This is a genomic window from Trichococcus sp. ES5 (assembly GCF_900067165.1).
Taxonomy (GTDB): Bacteria; Bacillota; Bacilli; order Lactobacillales; family Aerococcaceae; genus Trichococcus; species Trichococcus flocculiformis.
The window spans coordinates 184799-207079 of record NZ_FJND01000003.1; the positions used below are offsets into that span (position 1 = coordinate 184799).

Consider the following 22281-nt stretch of genomic DNA (forward strand, 5'->3'; position numbering starts at 1 on the left):
CGCATGATGGTCAGCGTCCTTTCCTATAACATCAACAATTTTATACGCACACTAGCTTTCCCGGAAAAGGCCAAAGGCCTACAGATACAAAGTATTCGTCTTCGGTTTTTCAAGATCGCTGGGAAACTGATCCACAGCGGAAGACGCATGATGCTAAAACTCAGCACCCATCATGTCTACCAAGATGAATTTTTTCATATCCTACGGCAAATTCAATCCTTGTCTTGGTGAGGAGACCCCGCAAATTTAAAAAAAACGTTCGAACAAAGGGATTAGTATGCCCAAAAACACAATAACAATCGCATTCCGTGCTTCTTTTCGTCTCTAAGAGACGTTTTGAAAGGGAAAAAATAATAGCTCTGCCAAAAATCCAATATTGCAGATGAAATAGAGTTGTTCATATCAAGATTTGGGGTGGTATGAATAATTCAGGTTAGTGCCTCTAGCTACAAAATTGAATGCGCAAAGACATATATGTGCAGTAAGAGATGCCTTCATTTTATCATTCCCATTAACGATGGCGGGCTCTTTGATGGTGTTGCTGAATAATGTATTCTTGTCGGCGGATGGATTCATGTTCAAAATCCTGCAATTCGATAAGCTGTTTCCTGGTATTGTAAAATTCCAAGCCGTCTTCGCTCCTGTCGTTAAAGGTTCCGCAGATATTTTCTCGATCCTGATTGTCTTTTTGATAGCCAGAAACCTTGCGAAACTGATGGATGCGGATGACCTGCTTACAGGTTTGACGGCAATCTCCGTTTATTTCATCATCTACCCTGATTATTTCAACAATGAAGGCATCAATTATATTACGACACAATACACGGGTGCTCAAGGCTTGTTCGTAGCGATTTTGGTAGGGCTTTTGGTAGGGGAATTAATGTCCAGATTATCAAAATCAGATAAGTTGGAAATCAAAATGCCGGAACAAGTGCCACCGGCTGTCGCTAGATCGTTTAAAGTGCTGATACCGATCATCATCACGACAATCTTCTTCTCTGTCCTGAACTACTTCGTGAAAATGGCCGCACCAGGCGGATTACACGAATTGATTTACAGCATCATCCAAACGCCATTGACCAGAATGAGTCAAAGTCTCTTCTCTGTGCTTGTATTGGCATTGTTGTCCCAATCGCTCTGGGCAATGGGAATCCATGGACCAAATACGATTGCGGCCATCAGAGATACTATGTTTTCTGAAGCCGGAAATGCGAATCTTTTGTACTATGCGGATAAAGGGACTACATGGGGAGCGCCTTATCCAATAACTTATAGTGGTTTAGCTACGGCTTTCTCTGAATACGGTGGTTCGGGTGCGACGTTAGGTCTGATTATTGCTATGCTTATTTTCTCAAAAAATAAGGAATCAAAGAGTATCGCGAAACTTTCTTTGGCACCAGGATTATTCAATATCAATGAAATGGTCATATTTGGATTACCGATCGTTTTGAATCCGATTTATATCATTCCATTTATCATAGCACCATTGGTCAATATCATGATCGGCTATACCGCTGTTATGGTTCTTAAGATTATGCCGCCAGTAACGATTGGTGTTCCTTGGACAACCCCAGGGCCATTAATGCCGTTCTTAGGTACAGGCGGAAATATCACTGCATTGTTTGTCGGATTTATCTGTCTTGCAGTGAGTGTGTTGATTTACTCTCCGTTTGTTATTGCTGCTAATAAAGCTGCAGTCCTTGAAGAGGAAGCAGAAAATGAAATATCGGCGCAAGAAGTAACCGGATCAATCTAGACGGAATAGCTGCTGATGCGTTATTCAAAAAATAAGCTGGTTGATTCAGAATAGGAGATTTACACATGGATGGAATGGAATTGACTGCTTTCAATATAATCAGTAATGTGGGAATGGCAAAATCACTTGCTGTCGAAGCTTTGAGAGTTGCCAGGGAAGGCAACTACGATGAAGCAGAACAAAAAATGGCCGAAGCATCGGAATGTCTTGTGAACGGACATCACGCACATGCCTCCTTAATACAAAAAGAAGCTGCCGGTGAAAAAGTTGAATTCTCGCTGATCATCATGCATGCAGAGGATCAAATGATGGTGGCAGAGACAACGAAATTACTGATCGAAGAAATGATCGAAATGTTCAAGCAGTTAAAGGGTACAGAAGGTAATACAGAAAAAAAAGAAGCAGGCTCACTATAATTTTTGCGTCACTCAGACACGAAAACTATTTTCGATGGTGAGATAGCTCAAAGCATTCAGGGCACCCGGGATCCTCCTGGGTGTCTTATTTTTTTTAAAAAGATTGAAAAAACTAGTCAAATGGTATAGTGTTTGATTATGAACACGAGTTTATGAATGAGAGGGGATGCGTTTATGAATAGTACTGAAATTGCAAAACTTGCAGGTGTATCCCGCAGTACTGTATCCAGAGTAATCAATAATTATTCAAATGTCCCGGAAGAAACAAGAGAAAAAGTCTTAAAGGTAATCAAAGAACATGATTATGTTCCGCATGCTTCAGCAAGGATGCTCGCGGGGAGCAAGAACAAAGTGATCGGACTTTTTATTGTAGATCTGATCAACGAAGAAGACGGACTAAAAAACAGAATCACCAAAAGTCCGTATTATTTGGAGTTTACTAGTTCCGTGATAGAGACAGCCAGTGAAATGGACTACTTGGTCCTTGTTCATATCATACACACTGTTGCAGGTTATGAAAAAATCAAAGAGTGCTTCTACAATAAGATAGTCTCCGGAGGGATTTTTATAGGCCAGAATGATGATGATGAATCGATAAAGACAATAATCGAAAGAGGCTACAGAGTTGTATTGGTTGATCAATCAGTCCGACCAGATGATGTCACATACAATCAGTGCACGATAGTGAATGCTGACAATTACGGTGGTGCCTATCGTGCAACGAAATATCTTACAGATATGAAACATAAACAAATCGCACACATTACAGGTGGTACGGCTAAATTCTCATCCAAAGACCGAATCAGAGGATACAAAAAAGCCCTGGAAGATGCCGGAATAAAAGTAAATAAGGACTTGATCATAAACAGTGAATTTGTCGAAAATGCCGGCTATGAAGCGACCCAAAAATTATTCAACGGAAAAAGTAAGTTTTCGGCCATTTTTGCCAGTAATGACAAAATAGCATTTGGTGCGATCAAAGCCATCCAAGAAGCAGGGCTCAAAGTTCCGGAGGATATTTCTGTGATAGGGTTTGATGACATTGAATCATCCAAATATTTTAATCCGCCACTTACCTCGATAAAGATGGAGTTGGTGGAGATGGCAGATCTCGCAACAAAGTCGATTGTTGCCTCTATTGAACAGGATGTGAAGCCTTCTGTAAATATAGTGCCCGTCACATTGGTGGAAAGAGAGAGCTGTGCACTGTTGAAATAAATTGGATCAACCGGCATATTTCCCCTGAATCGGCTGTCGTCAGGGCTAGGATTTTACGGGGAGGCGATGGTTTTGCTATGATAGCTTTAACAAAGGATGAGGGGGTAAGCGAAGATGGCGTACGAACCTAAAACCAAGCCCACGGAAGTGTCCGTGGAGAAGTTCATCGAGGAAATCCAGCAGCCGCAAAAGAAAGAGGATGCTTACACGCTGTTGGCGTTGTTTGCGGAAGTGACCGGAGAAGAAGCCAAAATGTGGGGGCCGAGCATCATCGGATTCGGGAAATATCATTACCGGTATGCGAGCGGCCATGAAGGCGATGCCCCGCTGGCTGCTTTTTCGCCGCGCAAGACCGCGCTGACGTTTTATTTTATGCTGCCGGATGGAAAACGTGAGGAGTTACTTGCGAAGCTCGGCAAACACAAAACCGGAAAGGGCTGCGTGTACGTCAACAAGCTTTCCGACATCGATACAGCTGTGCTGAAGGAGATGATCCGGGAAGACATCGCTCATGCAACCCAACTTTACGGAGGAGAGGCAGCTGACAAAGCACTTCCTGCTTCTGCTTCCATTGCGAAGCGGTTGGGATTCGAAAAATTCCAAAAGCGTGCCGTTCTGGGGAAAGAGCGCGCCGTGGCGGATGATTTTGCGGAGTTGGATTCCTATGATACGGATGTGGATGCCGGAAAATACGATTTGATTTTTTCCTACGTCCTGACGTTGGAGGAACTGAAGGCACGCGTCTGGGATACGATCAACCACGACCGCCTGAATCCGGAAGGCTATCTTTACATCGCTTATCCGAAAATCGGGAACAAAAGCTATGACACATCGGTACATCGCGATGCCATCTTTCCGAGTCTGGGTGTGGACGACGGCAAAGGTACTGTCGGCGACAGTACCTTGAAATTTGCGCGGCTGGTAAAGCTGGATGATACGTTCACGCTCGTCGGGATGAAAAATGCTGTCAAAAGTAAAGACCACAAGACGAAGAATCTTTACTAGCAGTAGCTGAAGGAACAAGCATAATCACAAAAACAGGGGACTGCCGCGTGTGGCAGTCCCCTGTTTTTGGAAGTAGTTTTTTTAAGGATCTCCGATCTCCGTTGAACGGAGGCTTCGCCGGAGTTCCGACAGATTTCACGGATTCTTCTCCGGCGAGCCTTTCTTCATCGGAAATGACGGCGTTTCCGCGGCACCAGCTCCGGCGAGGACTCGCTAACCGGAGCAGTGACTGATTCTGCCTTTCTGCATTCACTCATCCGCCAGTTCTTTTGCCAACGTTCCTGCCAACCTTTGAATGGCAGCATCAGAATCGGCAAGGAAATTCGCCAGTACGTCCGTGACGTTATCCGGCAGTTCGTTCCGGAAATAGAGTATCTGCGTTTCCAAAGCTTCGCAGGCGATGCTTCGGAAGGCCGGATCGGGATGGTCGGAAAAATAAGCAATCCATTGGAGATACCATTGTTTGTCCGGGTCATCCTCGAAATGCAGAAACAGTTCCGGCAATCCTGCGGCGTCGGTCAGCAAAAAGGCGTGCGCGCCTTCCGTGTGCGTAAGCCGGATCTCCTCAGGAACGGCAATGGGCGCGGGATTCAAGAGCTGCAGAAATTGATCGAAATCTGCAGCCACTGTCTGCCAATTGTCCGTTTCGATATCGATGTAGCGGATGCTGGGTTCGCCGGACAGGGATAATTTTGAATAGTCGAAGGCAAATAGTTGGCTTCCGTTGATGCTGAAAAGCACGAAATAATCCGGCAGTCCTGCTGAACGGATAACTGCTTGCTGGGCATACAGGCTGTTCGGGCGATTGTCGTGAAGACCCAAAATTTCATGGACTGCTGCATAATCGAGGCCATCCGATGTCGGCTCTTTGGTCGGGATGCGGGAGCACAACAGATAGCCGCCATTCTGTTCTGCCAGCAGGTCAAGATAAGCCTGTGGCAGATGAACTGCAGTGACATCTTTGTACAAAAGATCAGTTTTGAAGAGGATGGGCAGATTTTTAAAAGTATGTTGCGGGATAAAATACATAAGTACACCTCATCTATTTTTCTTTCCTTCATGATAGCACAGATGCCGGAACTTTTCGGCGCAGAGATCGTTCGTCTATTTTTTTACAAAACGAATAGACTCTTCTATAATGGAAGGTGTAGACGGAAAGTTGTCTAGGTCAGCTGCAGAGGCGGCGCGAGAGAAAGGGAGTTGTGAGCAAAATGGAATGGTTAATAGGAATCATTGTAGTGGCAGCGATCATCGGGGCAGTATGGGTTTCGTTGTATAACAGTCTTGTGAAAAATAGATTATGGGTAACAGAGGCTTGGAGTCAAATCGATGTCCAACTGAAACGCAGGAACGACCTGATCCCGAACATCGTTGAAACAGTCAAAGGTTATGCGAAGTATGAGCAAGAAACTTTGACGAAAGTCATCAATTTGCGCAATCTGATTTCGGATATGGGAACGGAAGATCCGGCCAAGAAGATGGAATTGTCCAATCAGCTTTCGAGTCAATTGCGGACCGTATTTGCTTTGGCGGAAGCATACCCTGATCTGAAGGCGAACCAGAATTTCCTGGCTTTACAGGAAGAATTGTCCGCTACTGAAAATAAAATCGCTTATGCGCGCCAACTGTACAATTCCAGTGTCACACAATACAACATCAAACTAGGCACATTCCCGAGCAATATTGTGGCAAATGTCCATGGTTTCCGTCCGGAAGTCGTTCTGGCTACTCCGGAAGAAGAAAAGAATGTACCGAAAGTATCGTTCTGAGAAAATATGATTTTGATGGAAAGTTGGTGAGTACCCTTGCTCCATCAACAAATTGAGCAGAATAAACGGCGCACCGTACTGATTGTCTTCTTATTCTTTCTCCTGTTTGCGGCATTGGGGGCGGCCATCGGCTATCTGAATTGGGATAATGCCTTGTCCGGGCTTGCGCTTGCGCTGACTATCGGAGTGGCCTACGTCGCCATCATGGTGGCACAATCCACCCAAGTGGTCATGAGCTTGAACAATGCCCGGGAAATAACCGATAAGGCGCAATTCCCGATGCTTTGGAATATTGTGGAAGAACTGACGATTGTGACACGGTTGCCGTTCCCGAGAATCTTCATCATCGAGGATGAAAGTCCGAATGCTTTTGCTGCCGGAAATTCGCCGGAAAAGGCATCGGTTGCTGTGACGACCGGCTTATTGAAAAAACTGAACCGGGAAGAACTGACAGGTGTGTTGGCGCATGAGTTTGCGCATATCCGCAATTACGACATCCGCCTATCCACTGTCGCTTTGGCGATTGCGGGGTTGATCGCATTTTTGGCCCAATTCAGCACCCGGATGATGTTCTGGGGTGGCGGCGGCCGACGACGCAAAAGCGATAACAGCGGAGGAGCGGGCATCATATTGCTGATCCTTTCCTTGCTGATTCTTGTCCTGTCGCCTTTTGTAGCCACGATCATCCGTCTGGCGCTGTCCCGCAACCGCGAATATTTGGCGGATGCGAGTGCGGTCGAGTTCACGCGCAATCCGGAAGGGCTGAAATCCGCTTTAATCAAAATAGCGACAAGCGAACCGATGGAGGCGGCGAATGCTGCCAGCGCCTCGCTCTACATTGTGAATCCCTTCAAACGGATGAGGGAAGGTGAAGCAGAAAGTGACGGTCTGTTTTCGACACACCCCTCAACGGCAAACCGAATCAAACGATTAGAAGCTATGTAAATAGCTTCTTTTTTTCGGACGTTTCAATCAAATTGAACCAATATAGTTCGGTTTTTGATTTGAAAACCCTTTCAATTTGTTGCTGTGAAAAAAAATAGGAGAAAAAGGCAAATTATCTTTGTAAAAGATACGGATTTGTAATAATATTAACATGGTACTGATACCTTAATCGGTTCGGCAAGTAGTAGAATGATAATAAGGGATATTTTGGGAAGGGGGGATCGTTCATGAGCGAAGATATGTTATATGTTCATTATGAAACAGTCAGCAATTATGTTTTGAGCAAAGGGATAGCGGTGAAAGATTACACAAAGTTAGCCCGGAAGCTTCCAGAAAACTTGTTGTTGGTGGACGGAAGAAAAAGTATTGGAACATATGATAATCATACCGGTTTTCAGGTAATCAAAGGCCAAGAAAACGTAAAAGCTTTCTTCCAAAAAGGGACGGACAATCAAGCCGCTATGGGGAAGTGGATTGATTTTGTGAATGTAGACATGTTGCATCTCCTCACACCGATAGAAATATCCGAGATCCTTTATATCGCCCATGCGCACACACACTTGCACTCACCTTTCTACTATAAATTACAAAATAACTATATCTATCTCACGTTGCCGAATGGCTTCATTAAGATGTATTACCGCTATCTGGAGCAATTCCATGAGTTGTTCGCCGAAGCAATCACCGTCAAGTTAAAAGAGAAAGTGAATGAAAAGAAGCGTTTCTATCAGAAAAGCAAAGAAATTGCGCCATTCCCGATTGAACGCGTGAAGGAATTCATTCCGATCTTCAAAGAAGGTGCCGTGATCTCTTTCAGACAGATGAGCATCGAAGGGAGCACATACTGCATCCCATTGTTCATCGCGGAAGACCGTTACGCCAGCATCGGCGGCCGTTTCAACGAGAAGGATTCGGTAGGCACCATCTGTTATGATATGGAACGCAGTGAATGGAAAATAGATATAGACTTCGAATGAGCCTAAGCCGAAACTTAGGCTTTTTCTGTTTTCATTGAACCGAAATCAGTTGGTTCATTCTAGGTAATAGCAAGCCTACTCCACTTTTCACAAAAATCGTTTTAGCTAAAAAATAAATGTGGTACAATGTTCCTTGAGTTAAAGCAGTTATCAAAAAATTCGGAGGATTTCTCGATGAAAATTTATTTGATTTATGGCGGAAAGAGCGCTGAGCACGATATTTCGATCCTGACAGCACATTCGATCATAAAAGCGATCTATTTCAACTATTATGAAGTTGTGCCCGTTTATATCACCAAGGCAGGCGCATGGATTCAGGGGCAATCCCTTTCTGAACCAGTGGCATTCTCTGAGAATCTTTATTTGGAGCCGGGTTCCGAGAAGCGTTTTGCCGATTCGCAGGAGGGGCAATCATACGGCGAAGTGATTTCACCTGCAGATATCCAGTCTGAAGATGCTGTCATTTTCCCGGTATTGCATGGACCGAACGGTGAAGATGGTACAGTGCAAGGGCTATTTGAAGTGTTGAATATGCCTTATGTTGGTTGTGGTGTTCTTGCCAGCGCCAGCGGGATGGATAAAATCGTCAGCAAACATCTTTTCCAACAGGCAGGGTTGCCGCAAGTGCCATATGTTGCCGTTACCCGTAATGACTGGAAAAATGACCGCGAGAAGATTTTCATTCAATGTGAAGGTAGCCTGATTTACCCGATGTATGTAAAGCCAGCCAATATGGGCTCAAGTGTCGGCATTTCCAAAGCTACGGATCTTGAAGAGTTGACCGCTGCAATCGAGACGGCTTTCCGCTATGACCGTCGCGTGGTCGTGGAACAAGGCATCGAAGCCCGTGAAATCGAAATCGCTGTATTGGGAAATGACGATGTCCATACATCCGTACCTGGTGAAATCGTTAAAACCAAAGATTTCTACGACTACGAAGAGAAATACGGCAATGAAGAAGTTTTGCTGCAGATCCCTGCCGAATTACCGGAAGAAATCACTGCCAAGCTGCAGCATTATGCAACAATCGCTTTCCGAGCGCTTGACGGCAGCGGGTTGAGCCGATGCGATTTCTTTGTGACCAAAAACTATGAAATCTACATAAACGAAGTCAATACTTTGCCTGGCTTCACTTCCCGCAGCATGTATCCGTTACTTTGGGAAGAAACGGGATTGAAATACAGCGACTTGGTGGAAGAGCTGATCCAGTTGGCCTTGAAGCGCCATGAAGAAAAATTATCCTATCAATTTGTAGAATGATGAACAAAAGGCCGTGATTTTCCTGATCGTCAGCAGCACTGAAAGCATGTACTGCTTGCTGCGAACCCGGGAAAGGACGGTTTTTTTTGAGAGCGGCCGAAGGAACTGCCGAAAAAAAACGGAAATGAGGAACTGAGTATGAAACCATTACGCATCATTGATGTTGTGAAAGCTGTCGGAGCGATCGACTATACGTCGGCCAACCGCTTCGCTGAAATAAATTCCGTAGTCTTCGACTCCCGAAAAGCAACGTCCGATAGTTTGTTTGTGCCTTTGCAGGGGGAAACGGATGGGCATGATTATGTCCAATCGGCAATCAAAAACGGGGCGACGGCAACTTTATGGAGTCGTCCAGCAGGAGAAGCGCCAGAAGAGATTGCCGTCATTCTGGTGGATGATACGCTGGAAGCTTTGCAAAAACTGGCGGAAGCCTATCTGAATATGATCCAACCAAAAGTGGTCGCGATCACCGGCAGCAACGGGAAAACGACCACTAAGGACATGACGGCTGCCATCCTGTCCGCGCGTTTTCGTGTCCACAAGACGGAAGGTAATTACAATAATGAAATCGGTATGCCGATGACCATTCTGGAGATGCCGGAAGACACTCAAGTGCTGGTGCTTGAGATGGGCATGAGCAATTTTGGCGAAATCAGTTTGTTGAGCCGATTGGCAAAACCCGATATCGCCATCATCACCTTGATCGGGGACAGTCATCTGGAGTTCCTCGGGAGCCGCCTTGGCATCGCCAAAGCCAAAATGGAAATCTTGGAAGGATTGAAACCGGAAGGGACATTCATCTATCCTGGCGACGAGCCGTTGATTGCCGACGAGCTGGCTGAGGAATCCCACTTCCGTCAACTGACTTTCGGTACAGATGAAACGGCGGCCGTGTATGCCTATGACATCGTTCCAGGCAAAACCAGAACAACATTTCACGTGAATCTGGATCCGAGCGTCGATCTGGAGATCCCTGTACTGGGTGTGTACAATGTCCGGAATGCTTTGGCAGCCTTAGCCGCTGCGCAAGTATTGGACATGCCGCTTGCTGAAGTGAAAGAAGCTTTGGCGACCTTCCAGCTGACCGCCAACCGTACGCAGTGGCTGGATGGCGTAAATGGCTCGCAGTTGTTGAATGATGCGTATAATGCTAGCCCTACTTCGATGACGGCTGTGCTGCGCTCATTCGCGAAGCTCCCGCGGGAGGGAAAGAAAATTGCAGTGCTCGGCGATATCCGTGAACTGGGCGAACGTTCAGCTGAGCTGCATGCAGGATTGGCAGCCGAAATTTCCCCTGAAGAGTTTGATCAGGTCTATCTTTACGGCCCGGAAATGGGCGCCCTTTATGAAAATTTAAGGACTGTCTTCCCGGAAGGCACGCTTTATCATTATGTTGGGGAGAAAACACCACTGGTCGAAAAGTTGAAGTCAGAGCTTCAAAAAGCCGACCAAGTGCTGATTAAATCCAGTTTCGGCACTGATTTATTGGCTGTTGTAGCAGCGTTGCGTGTATAATAGGAAATATAAAGGATTTGGATGGGCTACGTCGTCGCGAAAGCAAACAGACCCCTTTTAAAGCCAATCTGGAACGCATATGTCAAATGTCGGTAAATTGTAGAATTACTTGTCATTTTCATTGAAAATATACTTACAACAAGGTTTTTTTGTAAGGAACTTCATTATTTTAAGAGGAAATGATTTGTAATAATCTACGGAACGTGTTATTATTGCTGTTGGTAAGAATAGAGAAATAAGAGGGTTTTTTCTGCGAAGTGCAGAATGTTTGATTTATCAAGCTTTCTATTCAAGGGATTAAGTAAAAAAGGTTTATCTTTTATTTATAAGATTATGAACCGCATGAGATATGTGGGTAAAAGAAAAGACTCTCTAAATTTTAGTTTCTCAAAATTAGGAGGAAACATGAAATTTTCAGAATTAGGGTTAAACGCGGAGTTATTGAAGTCGATTGAGCAAATGGGATTTGAGGAAGCAACACCGATCCAAGAACAAACCATTCCTTTGGCATTGCAAGGGTTGGACGTTATTGGGCAAGCACAAACAGGTACTGGTAAAACAGCTGCTTTCGGATTGCCAATGCTGCAAAAAATCGATAACAACAACAAAGTTATTCAAGGTATCGTTATTGCACCTACACGTGAGTTGGCTATCCAAACGCAAGAAGAATTATACCGTTTGAGCCGCGACAAAAAAGTATCCGTGCAGGTTGTCTATGGTGGAGCTGACATCAACCGTCAAATCCGTGCTTTGAAAAACAAACCGCAAATTATTGTCGGAACACCAGGTCGTCTTTTGGACCACATCAAACGCAAAACAATCCGTCTGGATCACATCGAAACATTAGTTCTGGATGAAGCAGATGAAATGCTGAACATGGGCTTCTTGGAAGACATCGAAGCAATCTTGAGCGAAACACCGGCTGAACGTCAAACATTGTTGTTCTCAGCTACAATGCCTGACTCAATCAAAAAAATCGGTGTCAAATTCATGCACGCTCCAGAGCATGTCAAAATCAAAGCGTCACACACTGCAGCTAACTTAATCGATCAGTATTTCGTTAAATGTAAAGACTTTGAAAAATTCGATACAATGACTCGTTTGTTCGATGTGCAAAATCCTGAATTGGCTATCGTATTCGGCCGTACAAAACGTCGTGTTGACGAATTGTCAAAAGGTTTGGAATTACGCGGTTACCGTGCGGAAGGCATCCACGGCGACTTGACGCAACAAAAACGTATGAGCGTATTGAACGCATTCAAAACAGGCGATTTGGATATCTTGGTAGCGACTGACGTTGCTGCTCGTGGATTGGATATTTCAGGTGTTACACACGTATACAACTACGATATCCCGCAAGATCCAGAGAGCTATGTTCACCGTATCGGCCGTACTGGTCGTGCCGGTAAAGAAGGTATGTCAGTGACTTTCGTTACACCAAACGAAATGGACTACTTGCGTACAATCGAAAACCTGACCAAAAAACCGATCACTCCATTACAACCACCGAGTGATGAAGAAGCTTTCCGTGGCCAAGTGAAAACAGCTATGGATGAAGTGGAAACATTGGTTAAAGAAACAGAAACAGACAAATACAAACGTGCAGCTGTTCGCTTGCTTGAAGAACACACTGCTGAAGATTTGGTGGCAGCATTCTTGAAGAGTCTTTCTAAAGATGCTACTGATGTTCCTGTTAAAATCACACCAGAACGTCCATTACCTTCAAGAAAAGGTAAAGGCGGCGGTGGTTACAAAGGTAAAGGTGGCGGCGGCTACAAAGGTAACCGTAGTTCATCAGACAGACGTGGCGGCGGAGAACGCGGCGGTGAGCGCAGTTTCAACAAAAATCGCTCAAGCGACAGCAAACCACGCTCCGGCGGCAAACGCTATGATGACAAACGTGGTGGCGGCAGCAGTGCCAGCGCACCTAAAAAAAGCAGCCATAGCTTCACTATCCGTAACAACAACGACTAATCAGTGATAAAACCTCTTCTCCAATTGGCTTCCGCCAGGAGAAGAGGTTTTTCTTATGCTGGAATTTTTTTTTGTTTTTGGTAAAATGAGAACAATGAATGAAAAAGAGGCGGTGAACGGAATGATTTATGGAATAGGATTGGACGTGACCGAGCTGGACCGCATCACAAGTGCCTATGAGCGGCGGTCAGATTTTGCGGAAAGGGTTTTGACCGAAGCGGAACTGAAATTGTTTCTGGTTTTGAGCGGGTCACGCCAAATGGAATTTCTGGCTGGACGCTATGCCGCAAAAGAGGCCTTCTCGAAGGCTTACGGAACAGGTATCGGTAAATTGTCTTTCCAAGATATCGAAATTTTGCCCGGAGAGTACCGGAAGCCTGAAATAACCAAATCTCCGTTCGAAGGGAAAGGGTTCGTTTCCATCACCCATTCGGGGAACATCATTGCCGCGCAAGTGGTACTAGAAAAGTAAAGGGGTCTTACAACATGGTAGTAGGAAAGCACCGTCCCACAGTGGAAACCATCGATTTGGAAGCTATTTCGTGGAACATCCAACAAATCAGGAAGAGTCTGTCTCCTGAAAAGAAATTTTTTGCGGTCGTCAAAGCGGACGCCTACGGACTGGGCGCTGTCCCGGTCGCGAAAAAGGCAAAGGAAGCAGGCGTGGACGGCTTTTGTGTCGCGCTGTTGGATGAGGCAATGGAATTGCGGGAAAACGGACTGTCCGATGACTTCATTATGGTCGTGGGCCCAACTGAGTCAGAAGACGCTGCGCTCATAGCTGATAACGGAATCAGCGTTGCCGTAACGGCAAAGGAATGGTTGGATGACGCCTTACCGTATCTGAACAGACGGAAAACGGAGCTGCCGATTCGGGTGCATTTGGCCATCGATACGGGGATGGGACGGATTGGCTTGCGGACGGTCGAGGAGGTCAAAGCCTTTGAGGCTCGTATTGCTGAACTGGATGGTTTTGTTTTCGAAGGTATCTTTACGCACTTTGCGACGGCTGATGGTGAAGATCCGACCTTGGTTGATCGCCAACTCGTTTTGTTTGAAGACATCTTGAACGCATTGGCTCAGCGACCGCCGATTGTGCATCTGGCAAATTCCGCCATTTCCCTTTGGCATGAAGCATTCCAGACGGATGCGGTCCGCGTCGGTATCGCAATGTACGGGTACAATCCTTCTGACACCGTATTGGAGCTTCCGTATGAATTGAAGCCATCGGTACAGCTGGATACGCACATCAGCTATGTCAAGCAGATGCATGAAGGCGACACAATCGCATATGGCGCCCGTTACCGCGCTTTTGAAGGAGAATGGATCGCTACGCTCCCAATCGGCTATGCGGACGGATGGCGGCGGGATCTTCGCCATCAGACGGTTATCGTCGATGGGCAGCGCTGCCCAATCCGGGGAGTCATCTGCATGGATCAGTGCATGATCAGTCTGCCGAAAGAATATCCAATTGGGACGAAGGTGACGCTCTTGGGCGAAAACGGTGGGCTTGTCAACAATCCATCCGAAATGGCCGTAACGATTGATACGATCGGATATGAAATTTTGACGGGGATCAACGCCCGCGTTCCGCGTATCTACAAATAGAAGGAAAGATAAATCTGGAAAGCTGTCGGTTGCCTGTTAGGGGCAGACAGCTTTTTTTGCTGTGTGTGTGATAGAAACGAATGTGGGGGAGAGAGGGCGAGGGAGAGGGCGCTCCAACTCCGGCTAAGAGTTGTTCCGCCGGAGAAGAGCGGCTGGACTGTGTTCCACCTCCAGCTAGGGTTGCCTCGCCGGAGAAGAGCAGCTCGATCGCATTCCACCTCCGTCCAGAAGCGCTTTACCGGAGGAGAACAGTCATACAGGATCATACAGAGTCATACATAATCCGCATCTCTGGCGCTCTCGCCTTTAGGTAATGAAAATCAGATGAAAATACGTCGCCAGTCGTTTTCAAAAGCGAACATGTATGGTAAACTGTCCTAGCTCAAAGATGAGTGCGTGGTTCGTCTACCATCCCACGAAAAAAAACTAGGAGGTTTTTAGGTTGAATACAAGAAAAATGGTTATCAATACAATTATTGCAGCGCTGTATGTTGCCATGACAGGGATTTTTGCATTTATGTCATTCGGTGCCGTCCAATTCCGTGTTTCAGAAATGCTGAATCATTTGGTGGGCTACCACAAAAATTATAAATACGGTGTTTTGGCGGGTGTTTTTATCGCCAATCTGATTTTTTCGACGTTAGGAGCTTGGGACTTGGTGTTCGGATTTGGCCAGACATTGATCTCTTTCCTTATTTTGGAAAAATTGTTCAAACCCAACGATTCTGAAATGAAGCGCATGATGATGACCGCGTTCGTCTTCACGATGACGATGGTCCTTGTCGCGATTGAACTCTATATCGTTCTTGATTTGCCTTTCTGGTTCAGTTTTGCGACAGCGGCATTCGGGGAAGCGGTCGTGCTGGTTGTGTCGGCGCCGCTCATGAAATACCTGAACAAAATCATCGGTTTTGCCGAGAAAATGGCTTGATCCGTTAACATTTAGTATGAGAAAAACTGGGGAACGGAGGCTTTTGCTGGATGGTCAGCAGATCCTCCTGTTTTTTTTGCTAGGATATTTCTCATCATTCTCTTATAATAGAGAGGTAATCGAAAAAGAGGGAGGAAATAATATATGGAAATGTACGCAATCACAGTCGGTCCTATCCAAGAAAATTGTTATTTTTTGATCGGAGACCATGAAAATGACACGATCATCTTTGATCCGGGTGAGCAAGCTGAGGACATCATCGCAGCCATCGAAGAGAATGCGTTGCATCCGATAGCGATCGTGTTGACCCATGCGCACTACGATCATATCGGAGCCCTCGAAACGATCCGGGAAAAATACGACGTTCCCGTTTACCAAAATCCGATTGAACGGGAATGGCTGTTGGATCCGCAACTGAACGGGTCCGCGCGCAATCCGAACGTTCCCGATGTCCGATTGGCAAAGGAGGCGGATGTCTTCTTCGAGGAGATGGGCTCTTACGAAATCGGTGAATTCCGTTTTGAGATGCAACATATTCCTGGACATTCACCAGGCAGTACTGTTTTTATTTACCGCGAGAACGGGTTCGCGATCGTTGGGGATGTCATCTTCAAAGGCAGCGTAGGCCGCAGCGATTTGCCGGGCGGCAGCCATGAAACACTGATCGAGGGCATCCAGAAATATATCGTAACCTTGCCAGGGGAAACGGTCCTGTTCCCGGGACACGGCGATCCTACGACAGTGAGGGAAGAAATCTATTCAAACCCTTATCTGAATGGCGCTACGCGCTGATCCGGGTATGCGCAAAAAAGTCGGGCAAGCACAAGGCTTCGTCCGACTTTTTGTATTAGTTTTTAGATCGAGCGGGCGTCTGGAGCCTGGAGCCTGAGCGGAATTCCCGATGAGGGCCTCCTCGCCGGGAAAACGCCACTCCGGGCACTCAATGTAATGTAATGTGATGGGTTGGATTTCAGAAATCCACTTGCAGGTTTTCGATTTCCGTCACGCGGAAATCCTTGCGCTCCAGCGCCTTGACGATGGAGTCCAGCACCTGTTTGGGCGTGCCAGCGGGTAACGTGACCAATACCCTGCGCAAAGCGTCCTCACGGTTGATGTCAAGAGAAATGCAGCTGGCGATGGAGGAATAGCGGTTGATGATCTTAGTGATATGATACAGATCGCCTTTTTGACCGGGCGCGATGACCGTCAGAACGTAGCTTCCGACATCGATGCTCCATGATTGGGCCAGCATATTCAGCAAGGCATTATGGGTCAGGATGCCGTAAAAGGTCATATCCTTATTCAAAACGGAAATATAGGGCAATTCTTTGATGGTAAAAAACACTTTAAAGAACGAACTGTCTATCGAAATGAATTTTGTGGCATTCTTCAGCAAGTGCGTAACGGGCAGGTTCATTTCGCCGCCGTTCGCTTTATGCCGATAGATATGCATCTTGTAGATGTTTCCACGAAAAATGGTTTCTGTTTCGTCCAGAATCGGAACACAACGGAAGCCGGACTCTTCGAGGATATCCAGTGCATCCTGAAGCGTGGCTGACTCTTTGACGATGGTCAACTCCCTTTTTGGGATGGCAAGTGAGCGGATAAGCATATTATTAAAATCCTCCTAAAAACGCGGTTGTCTAATGTGATAATAACATTAAAATCAAAAAAAGCAACGGTTAAAAACACATAGTTGGAAATTCTTAAACATTTGATAAATCAAGCAGTAAAGCCCTTCCAGCGCTGTGCCGAACGCGCTGGGAAATTAGATTGGGATGAGAATGCTTGTCGATCCAGGTAAGCGCAAGAAAGAAGAACCGGACAGCTGAAACAGGCGGCCCATGAAAAATCTCTTGATTTTTCGAGCAGAGTTCACTATATTTAGTAGTATATAATTGAACAGAATCTATATTTTTTTATGCAGTTGCGCGGTGTTTTGATTCCAAGCCTGTTCCAACTGCGTGAGTCATCATCAAAAAGGAGAAAAAAATCATATGAACCCAGACCCCGAAGGCCAGTCGTTACTATCAAAAATAGCCTTGATCCTAACCCTGACTTTACTGAATGCTTACTTTGCATCAGCCGAATTAGCATTTGTTTCCATCAACCGCTCCAAAATCGAGAAGCTTGCCAAAGACGGCGATAAGAAATCGCAAAAGGTTTTGCGTCTCTTGGAGAATCCGGATGATTTCTTGGCCACTATCCAAGTTGCCATCACTTTTGCCGGATTCTTCAGCAGTGCGTCGGCTTCATCCAATTTTGTCGGTTATATCGAACCGTTGTTGGGAAATATCGCAGGTGGTAAAACGATAGCGATGATCATCATCACCATCATCCTTTCCTATATAACGCTCGTGTTTGGTGAGCTGTACCCTAAACAGATTGCCTTGCAGATGCCCGAAAGTATTGCGCGTCATACTGCAGGTCCCATTGTTGTCGTCAAGACACTTTTTAAGCCGTTCGTTTGGCTTTTGTCTTTCTCGACCGGTATCCTGAAGAAGTTGACGCCGATCGAATTCACGAATGAGGAAGAAAAGCTCACCCGTGATGAAATGAAGGCCATTCTGGCGCAGAGCCGAGGCGAAGGAGTCATCGATCCATCCGAGTTTACGATGATGCAGGGAGTCCTTTCGTTGGATACGAAGCTTGCCCGCGAATTGATGGTGCCGCGTACCGACACTTTGATGATGGATTTGGATGATGATCTGGAATATAATATCGCGCTGGTTCTGAACAGCCAATACTCACGGATTCCGGTCTATGAGGAAGATAAGGACAATGTCATCGGCGTTCTGCATATGAAAAATGTTTTGAAGGCATCAAAGGAAGTCGGTTTCGAGCGGATTTCTTTCCGTGAGTTGGTCAACACGCCTTTGTTTGTCCCTTCCACTATCTATATCGATGATCTCCTGGTCGAATTCCGCAAGACCCACACGCATATGGCCATCATTAAGGATGAATACGGCGGGGTGGAGGGAATCATCACCCTCGAGGACCTGCTGGAGGAAATTGTGGGGGACATTGAAGATGAATATGATGAAATTTATCGCCTGTCGAAAAAAATCGATGACAATCATTATGTCGTCAATGGACGCATGCCGTTGGACAAGTTCAACCAGTTGTTCAAGACGGCGATCGCTTCCGAAGAAGTGGACACGATCGCTGGCTACATGATCGAGGAGCTCGGCTATTTTCCGAAAGATGATGAGCATGCGACGATCCAGACAGGAGAGTACCTGCTGACGACTACACAAGTCGAAAGTGGCCGGATCCGCGGCATCCGTGTCACGAGAGAGCCCGTCTAAACAGTGGTTGTAGACGATGATTAAGCGCAAGGCTGGGATTCCGTCCCAGCCTTGTTGCCATTAATAATAGAGTATGCGATAAGGAGAAAAGAGTATGGCATTGAACGAAATGATGGACAGACCGGTCGTAAAGAAAGAACTGGTCGCTTTTATGCGCGACAGACTGAAACGTTTCCCTGGAAAATTAGGAGAACTGGAAAAGACTGCGAATGAAAGAGGCGTGCCGATCATCCCGCATGAAACAGCGGTTTTCCTGAATATGCTGCTGGGACAGATCAAACCTAAGCAGATACTGGAAATCGGAGCGGCAATCGGCTTCTCGGGCAGTCTGATGGCGCAGCACGTCGGAGCGGAAGGACATGTCACGACCATTGATCGTTTTGAGGTCATGATCAACCACGCCAAAGCGAATTTTGAAAAACTGGGCATCACGGACAAGGTGACGCTTTTGGAAGGCGATGCGGCGGAAGTCCTGCCTACTTTGGAAGGACCGTATGATTTTATCTTTATGGACAGCGCGAAATCCAAATATTATGAATTTTTGCCCCACTGCATCCGGCTTCTGAAAAAAGAAGGCATGCTGGTCATCGATGATGTTTTCCAAGGCGGAACCATCTTGGATGATGAAAAAGACGTTCCCAAAAGGGTCCGCAAGATCCACCGCCGTCTGAACAAGCTGATGGATACCGTACTGGACCATCCGGCATTGGAAACCTCCCTCGTGCCTCTTGGTGATGGCCTCTTGCTGATCGTCAAAAAAGAAGACTTTGATTTCGGCTATATTTTGGATGAAATCAAAGTAGAGAAACAGAATCAAGCATAGGAACCACGAAGAAGGGCCGTCTCGAAAAATGTGACGGCTCTTCTTTGTGGTTTGCCGGCATGATTATCCATTCCGCAGGCCGCGATTGTGGCGAGATTCCCCGCCAAAACTACTTTCGCGGGGAATCTCGTGTTATCCGCGGATGTTTTTCCCCGTCAAGGCTGTTTTGGCGGGTTTTCTATAGGTGATTTGAACTGACTTTGCCCGCCAAGGCTATTTTGGCGGGTTATTTTTTAGCAAATATTTAATTTCCGGATGCAACCTTTTTGTTGGTCATAACTTATGAAAGCGGAGTGTGTCTGTTTGCATTTCTTCCGTATTGGTATTATGATGAATGCCTGAGATCCATCCTATTATCAAAAAATTAAGGTAAAATAGGTTGATTTTTCAAGAAAACATGGTAAAGTAATAAAAAGTAAGCTTCGATTATTTGTAACAAAAACGTAATCTGATTGTAATGAAACGAGAAGGTGGTCTGAAAGTGAAAAAGAAACCCATCATCATTGGTGCTACAGCGATTTTATTGGTCGTGGCCGGATACTTTGGTGCAGGTAGCTATTATAAGGATAAATTCTTACCGAATACGATGCTGGATGGCATTGATATATCGAATGATACCGTAGCCCAAGCAAAAGCAGAAACAACAGCAGCAATCGCACAAACACAAATCCAAATTGTCGAAAATGGAGAAAATATCTATGCATTCTCACCCGCTGATTTGGGTGTGTCCATCGACAACACTGAGAAGTTGGAAACGATGAAGGCAGAACAAAACGTTTGGAATTGGCCAATCCTGCTTTTCCAAGAAAAGCAGGCAGAAACCGATCTGAGCGGCGTAGTTGTCGATGAGACAGCTTTGGCCGACATTTTGGCGGCTATGCCGTTGGAGAACGAAGTACGTACTCCGCCCGTGAACGCCACTGTCGTCAAAGCAACGGAAGGTTATGAAATTTCGCCTGAAACTACCGGAAACAAAGTCGATCTGGAATTGTTGAAGCAAGAAATGCTGGAAGCGATCATTGCCGGGGAAACAGAAATCGATCTCGCGCAGACCTATCAGCAACCAACCTTGACCGCGGACGATCCAGTTTTGACGGAAACATTGCAGAAATTGAATGATTTGACTGATACGGTCATCCAATATTCCATTTCCGGACAGACAGAAACTGTTCCGCAAACAGCCATCACCGAATGGTTGGGCGTAGACGAGAACGGTGATGTGTCGGTCAATCGTGAAGGCGTTGCAGCCTATCTTCAGGGGCTGAGCGACAGATACAGCACGTATTCCCGTACGCGCGATTTCTTGGCAACCGACGGCGAAACGGTCCAGGTTCCATCCGGTACCTACGGATGGACACTAGCTGTCGCAGCCGAAACGGATAAACTGATCAACTATGTTTTGGCAGGAGAAGATGTTACGGTAACACCAAACTATAACGGTACCGGCTATCATGCTGATGGCGCGGACATCGGCACTACCTATGTCGAAGTGGATCTTTCAAGCCAACATATGTGGTATTACAAAGATGGCGCCGTTGTGCTCGAAACGGATATCGTTTCCGGTCATCCGATGTCACCAACTCCGACTGGGGTCTTCTACATCTGGAACAAAGAAGAGGATGCCGTTTTGAAAGGCTACAATCCTAGAACGGAAAAGGACTACGAATCGCCTGTCGAATACTGGATGCCAGTCGATTGGACGGGCATCGGTATCCACGATTCTTCTTGGCAGCCGGCTTACGGCGGTGAATATTGGCTTACTGCCGGATCGAATGGCTGTGTCAATACGCCACCGGGGGTCATGGCTGAACTGTTTGGGATGATCGGTATCGGGGTTCCGGTCGTCATCCACAGCTGATAAATCAATATATGCATGCCATAATGTCGAATAGGGGGATAAGCCATCAGTCAGCTAAAGGATTGATGGCTTGTCCTTTTTGGTACAACCGCCGGGATTCTGACGGATAGTAATTCAGGAACGCTTTGCACATAACCGGCTGCAATTGTATAATAAAGAGTAGACGTTCCGAACGGGACAGAGAGTTTCAAGAAATAAGGAGGTTTGAAGATGAAAAAGGTACTAGTGGTAGACGATGAAAAGCCAATTTCAGATATAATCAAGTTTAATCTGACCAAAGAAGGTTATGATGTCTTCACTGCATTTGATGGTGAAGAAGCCTTGGCGCAGTTTGCAAAAGTGGGCCCTGATATCATCCTGCTGGATCTGATGCTGCCGAAGATGGACGGTTTGGAAGTCTGCCGGGAAATCCGCAAGACGAGCGATGTCCCGATCATCATGTTGACGGCAAAAGACTCTGAAATCGACAAAGTGCTCGGACTTGAATTGGGTGCGGATGACTATGTCACGAAGCCATTTTCGAACCGGGAATTAGTCGCACGTGTAAAAGCAAACTTGAGAAGACAAGCCTCTCCGGTCGTTGCACCGCCTGAAGAAGACGATACGAATGAAATCAAAATCGGCGCATTGATCATCCATGAAGATGCGTACATCGTGTCGAAGCGTGGAGTAGAGATCGAGTTGACTCACCGTGAATTCGAATTATTGCATTATTTGGCGAAACACATCGGTCAAGTGATGACGCGGGAACATTTGCTGCAGACCGTATGGGGATATGATTATTTCGGTGATGTCCGCACTGTTGATGTGACAGTCCGCAGACTGCGTGAAAAAATTGAAGATACACCGAGCCATCCGACTTGGTTGATCACGCGAAGAGGAGTAGGCTACTTCTTGAAGAATCCGGATCAGGAGTAA

Annotated in this window: 21 protein-coding genes and 1 riboswitch; of the genes, 19 read left to right on the forward strand and 2 right to left on the reverse strand. The window is 46.1% G+C overall.

The features are described 5' to 3' along the window. The 5 genes from TES5_RS15510 to TES5_RS04435 all read left to right on the forward strand — a co-directional run. Nucleotides 1-231, forward strand: a 231-nt coding sequence (locus TES5_RS15510; protein ID WP_232309285.1) for a transposase, incomplete at its 5' end; no start/stop codon positions are given. Between the two features lie 205 nt (nucleotides 232-436). Continuing rightward, nucleotides 437-1756, forward strand: coding sequence for a PTS sugar transporter subunit IIC (locus TES5_RS04420; RefSeq protein ID WP_068560220.1), 1320 nt, complete (start codon nucleotides 437-439; stop codon nucleotides 1754-1756). A 65-nt stretch (nucleotides 1757-1821) separates the two neighbouring features. Continuing rightward, a complete protein-coding gene (locus tag TES5_RS04425; protein WP_068560222.1) occupies nucleotides 1822-2172 on the forward strand; it encodes a PTS sugar transporter subunit IIA in 351 nt (116 codons plus the stop codon). A 174-nt stretch (nucleotides 2173-2346) separates the two neighbouring features. After that, complete coding sequence (locus TES5_RS04430; RefSeq protein ID WP_068560224.1) at nucleotides 2347-3390, forward strand: LacI family DNA-binding transcriptional regulator; 1044 nt, start codon at nucleotides 2347-2349, stop codon at nucleotides 3388-3390. A 114-nt stretch (nucleotides 3391-3504) separates the two neighbouring features. Next, the gene (locus TES5_RS04435; protein WP_068560227.1) at nucleotides 3505-4395 is read left to right on the forward strand and encodes a DUF1801 domain-containing protein; all 891 of its coding nucleotides are present in this window, start codon (nucleotides 3505-3507) and stop codon (nucleotides 4393-4395) included. 249 nt (nucleotides 4396-4644) lie between these two features. Here TES5_RS04435 and TES5_RS04440 read toward each other — a convergent pair whose 3' ends face one another. Beyond that, nucleotides 4645-5424, reverse strand: coding sequence for an SMI1/KNR4 family protein (locus tag TES5_RS04440; protein WP_068560230.1), 780 nt, complete (start codon nucleotides 5422-5424; stop codon nucleotides 4645-4647). 182 nt (nucleotides 5425-5606) lie between these two features. On the opposite strand from TES5_RS04440, the gene TES5_RS04445 reads away from it, so the two are divergent. The 10 genes from TES5_RS04445 (at nucleotide 5607) to TES5_RS04490 (ending at nucleotide 16166) form a co-directional block, all read left to right on the forward strand. After that, nucleotides 5607-6164 (forward strand): LemA family protein, encoded by a 558-nt coding sequence (locus tag TES5_RS04445; RefSeq protein WP_068560232.1) that lies wholly within the window; start codon nucleotides 5607-5609, stop codon nucleotides 6162-6164. Nucleotides 6165-6200: 36 nt separating this feature from the next. Beyond that, entirely contained in the window at nucleotides 6201-7109 is a 909-nt protein-coding gene (gene htpX / locus TES5_RS04450) for a zinc metalloprotease HtpX (RefSeq protein WP_068560236.1), read from the forward strand. Between the two features lie 227 nt (nucleotides 7110-7336). Then, nucleotides 7337-8086, forward strand: a complete 750-nt coding sequence (locus TES5_RS04455; RefSeq protein WP_068560239.1) for a hypothetical protein — start codon at nucleotides 7337-7339, stop codon at nucleotides 8084-8086. Between the two features lie 174 nt (nucleotides 8087-8260). Then, nucleotides 8261-9346: a D-alanine--D-alanine ligase gene (locus TES5_RS04460; protein ID WP_068560242.1), complete on the forward strand. Its 1086-nt coding sequence runs from the start codon at nucleotides 8261-8263 to the stop codon at nucleotides 9344-9346. Between the two features lie 138 nt (nucleotides 9347-9484). Beyond that, on the forward strand, nucleotides 9485-10861 hold the full coding sequence (gene murF / locus TES5_RS04465) for a UDP-N-acetylmuramoyl-tripeptide--D-alanyl-D-alanine ligase (RefSeq protein ID WP_068560245.1): 1377 nt from the start codon (nucleotides 9485-9487) through the stop codon (nucleotides 10859-10861). Nucleotides 10862-11266: 405 nt separating this feature from the next. Beyond that, nucleotides 11267-12835, forward strand: a complete 1569-nt coding sequence (locus tag TES5_RS04470; RefSeq protein ID WP_068560248.1) for a degradosome RNA helicase CshA — start codon at nucleotides 11267-11269, stop codon at nucleotides 12833-12835. Between the two features lie 121 nt (nucleotides 12836-12956). Next, entirely contained in the window at nucleotides 12957-13307 is a 351-nt protein-coding gene (acpS, locus tag TES5_RS04475) for a holo-ACP synthase (protein ID WP_068560421.1), read from the forward strand. 14 nt (nucleotides 13308-13321) lie between these two features. Further along, the gene (alr, locus tag TES5_RS04480; protein ID WP_068560251.1) at nucleotides 13322-14443 is read left to right on the forward strand and encodes an alanine racemase; all 1122 of its coding nucleotides are present in this window, start codon (nucleotides 13322-13324) and stop codon (nucleotides 14441-14443) included. 390 nt (nucleotides 14444-14833) lie between these two features. After that, nucleotides 14834-14879, forward strand: a riboswitch (PreQ1 riboswitch). A 6-nt stretch (nucleotides 14880-14885) separates the two neighbouring features. After that, nucleotides 14886-15374 (forward strand): QueT transporter family protein, encoded by a 489-nt coding sequence (locus tag TES5_RS04485; protein ID WP_068560253.1) that lies wholly within the window; start codon nucleotides 14886-14888, stop codon nucleotides 15372-15374. Between the two features lie 144 nt (nucleotides 15375-15518). Beyond that, complete coding sequence (locus tag TES5_RS04490; RefSeq protein ID WP_068560256.1) at nucleotides 15519-16166, forward strand: MBL fold metallo-hydrolase; 648 nt, start codon at nucleotides 15519-15521, stop codon at nucleotides 16164-16166. Between the two features lie 178 nt (nucleotides 16167-16344). Here the strand turns inward: TES5_RS04490 and cbpA are convergent, their stop codons facing one another. Further along, nucleotides 16345-16986, reverse strand: coding sequence for a cyclic di-AMP binding protein CbpA (gene cbpA, locus TES5_RS04495; protein ID WP_068560259.1), 642 nt, complete (start codon nucleotides 16984-16986; stop codon nucleotides 16345-16347). A gap of 385 nt (nucleotides 16987-17371) precedes the next feature. Here cbpA and TES5_RS04500 point away from each other — a divergent pair, with 385 nt between their 5' ends. From TES5_RS04500 to yycF, 4 genes are all read left to right on the forward strand, one after another. Continuing rightward, nucleotides 17372-18682, forward strand: coding sequence for a hemolysin family protein (locus TES5_RS04500; protein WP_068560262.1), 1311 nt, complete (start codon nucleotides 17372-17374; stop codon nucleotides 18680-18682). 94 nt (nucleotides 18683-18776) lie between these two features. Then, complete coding sequence (locus TES5_RS04505) at nucleotides 18777-19505, forward strand: O-methyltransferase (protein WP_068560265.1); 729 nt, start codon at nucleotides 18777-18779, stop codon at nucleotides 19503-19505. Between the two features lie 481 nt (nucleotides 19506-19986). Beyond that, complete coding sequence (locus TES5_RS04510; RefSeq protein ID WP_178137830.1) at nucleotides 19987-21363, forward strand: L,D-transpeptidase family protein; 1377 nt, start codon at nucleotides 19987-19989, stop codon at nucleotides 21361-21363. A 210-nt stretch (nucleotides 21364-21573) separates the two neighbouring features. Next, entirely contained in the window at nucleotides 21574-22281 is a 708-nt protein-coding gene (gene yycF / locus TES5_RS04515; protein ID WP_068560270.1) for a response regulator YycF, read from the forward strand.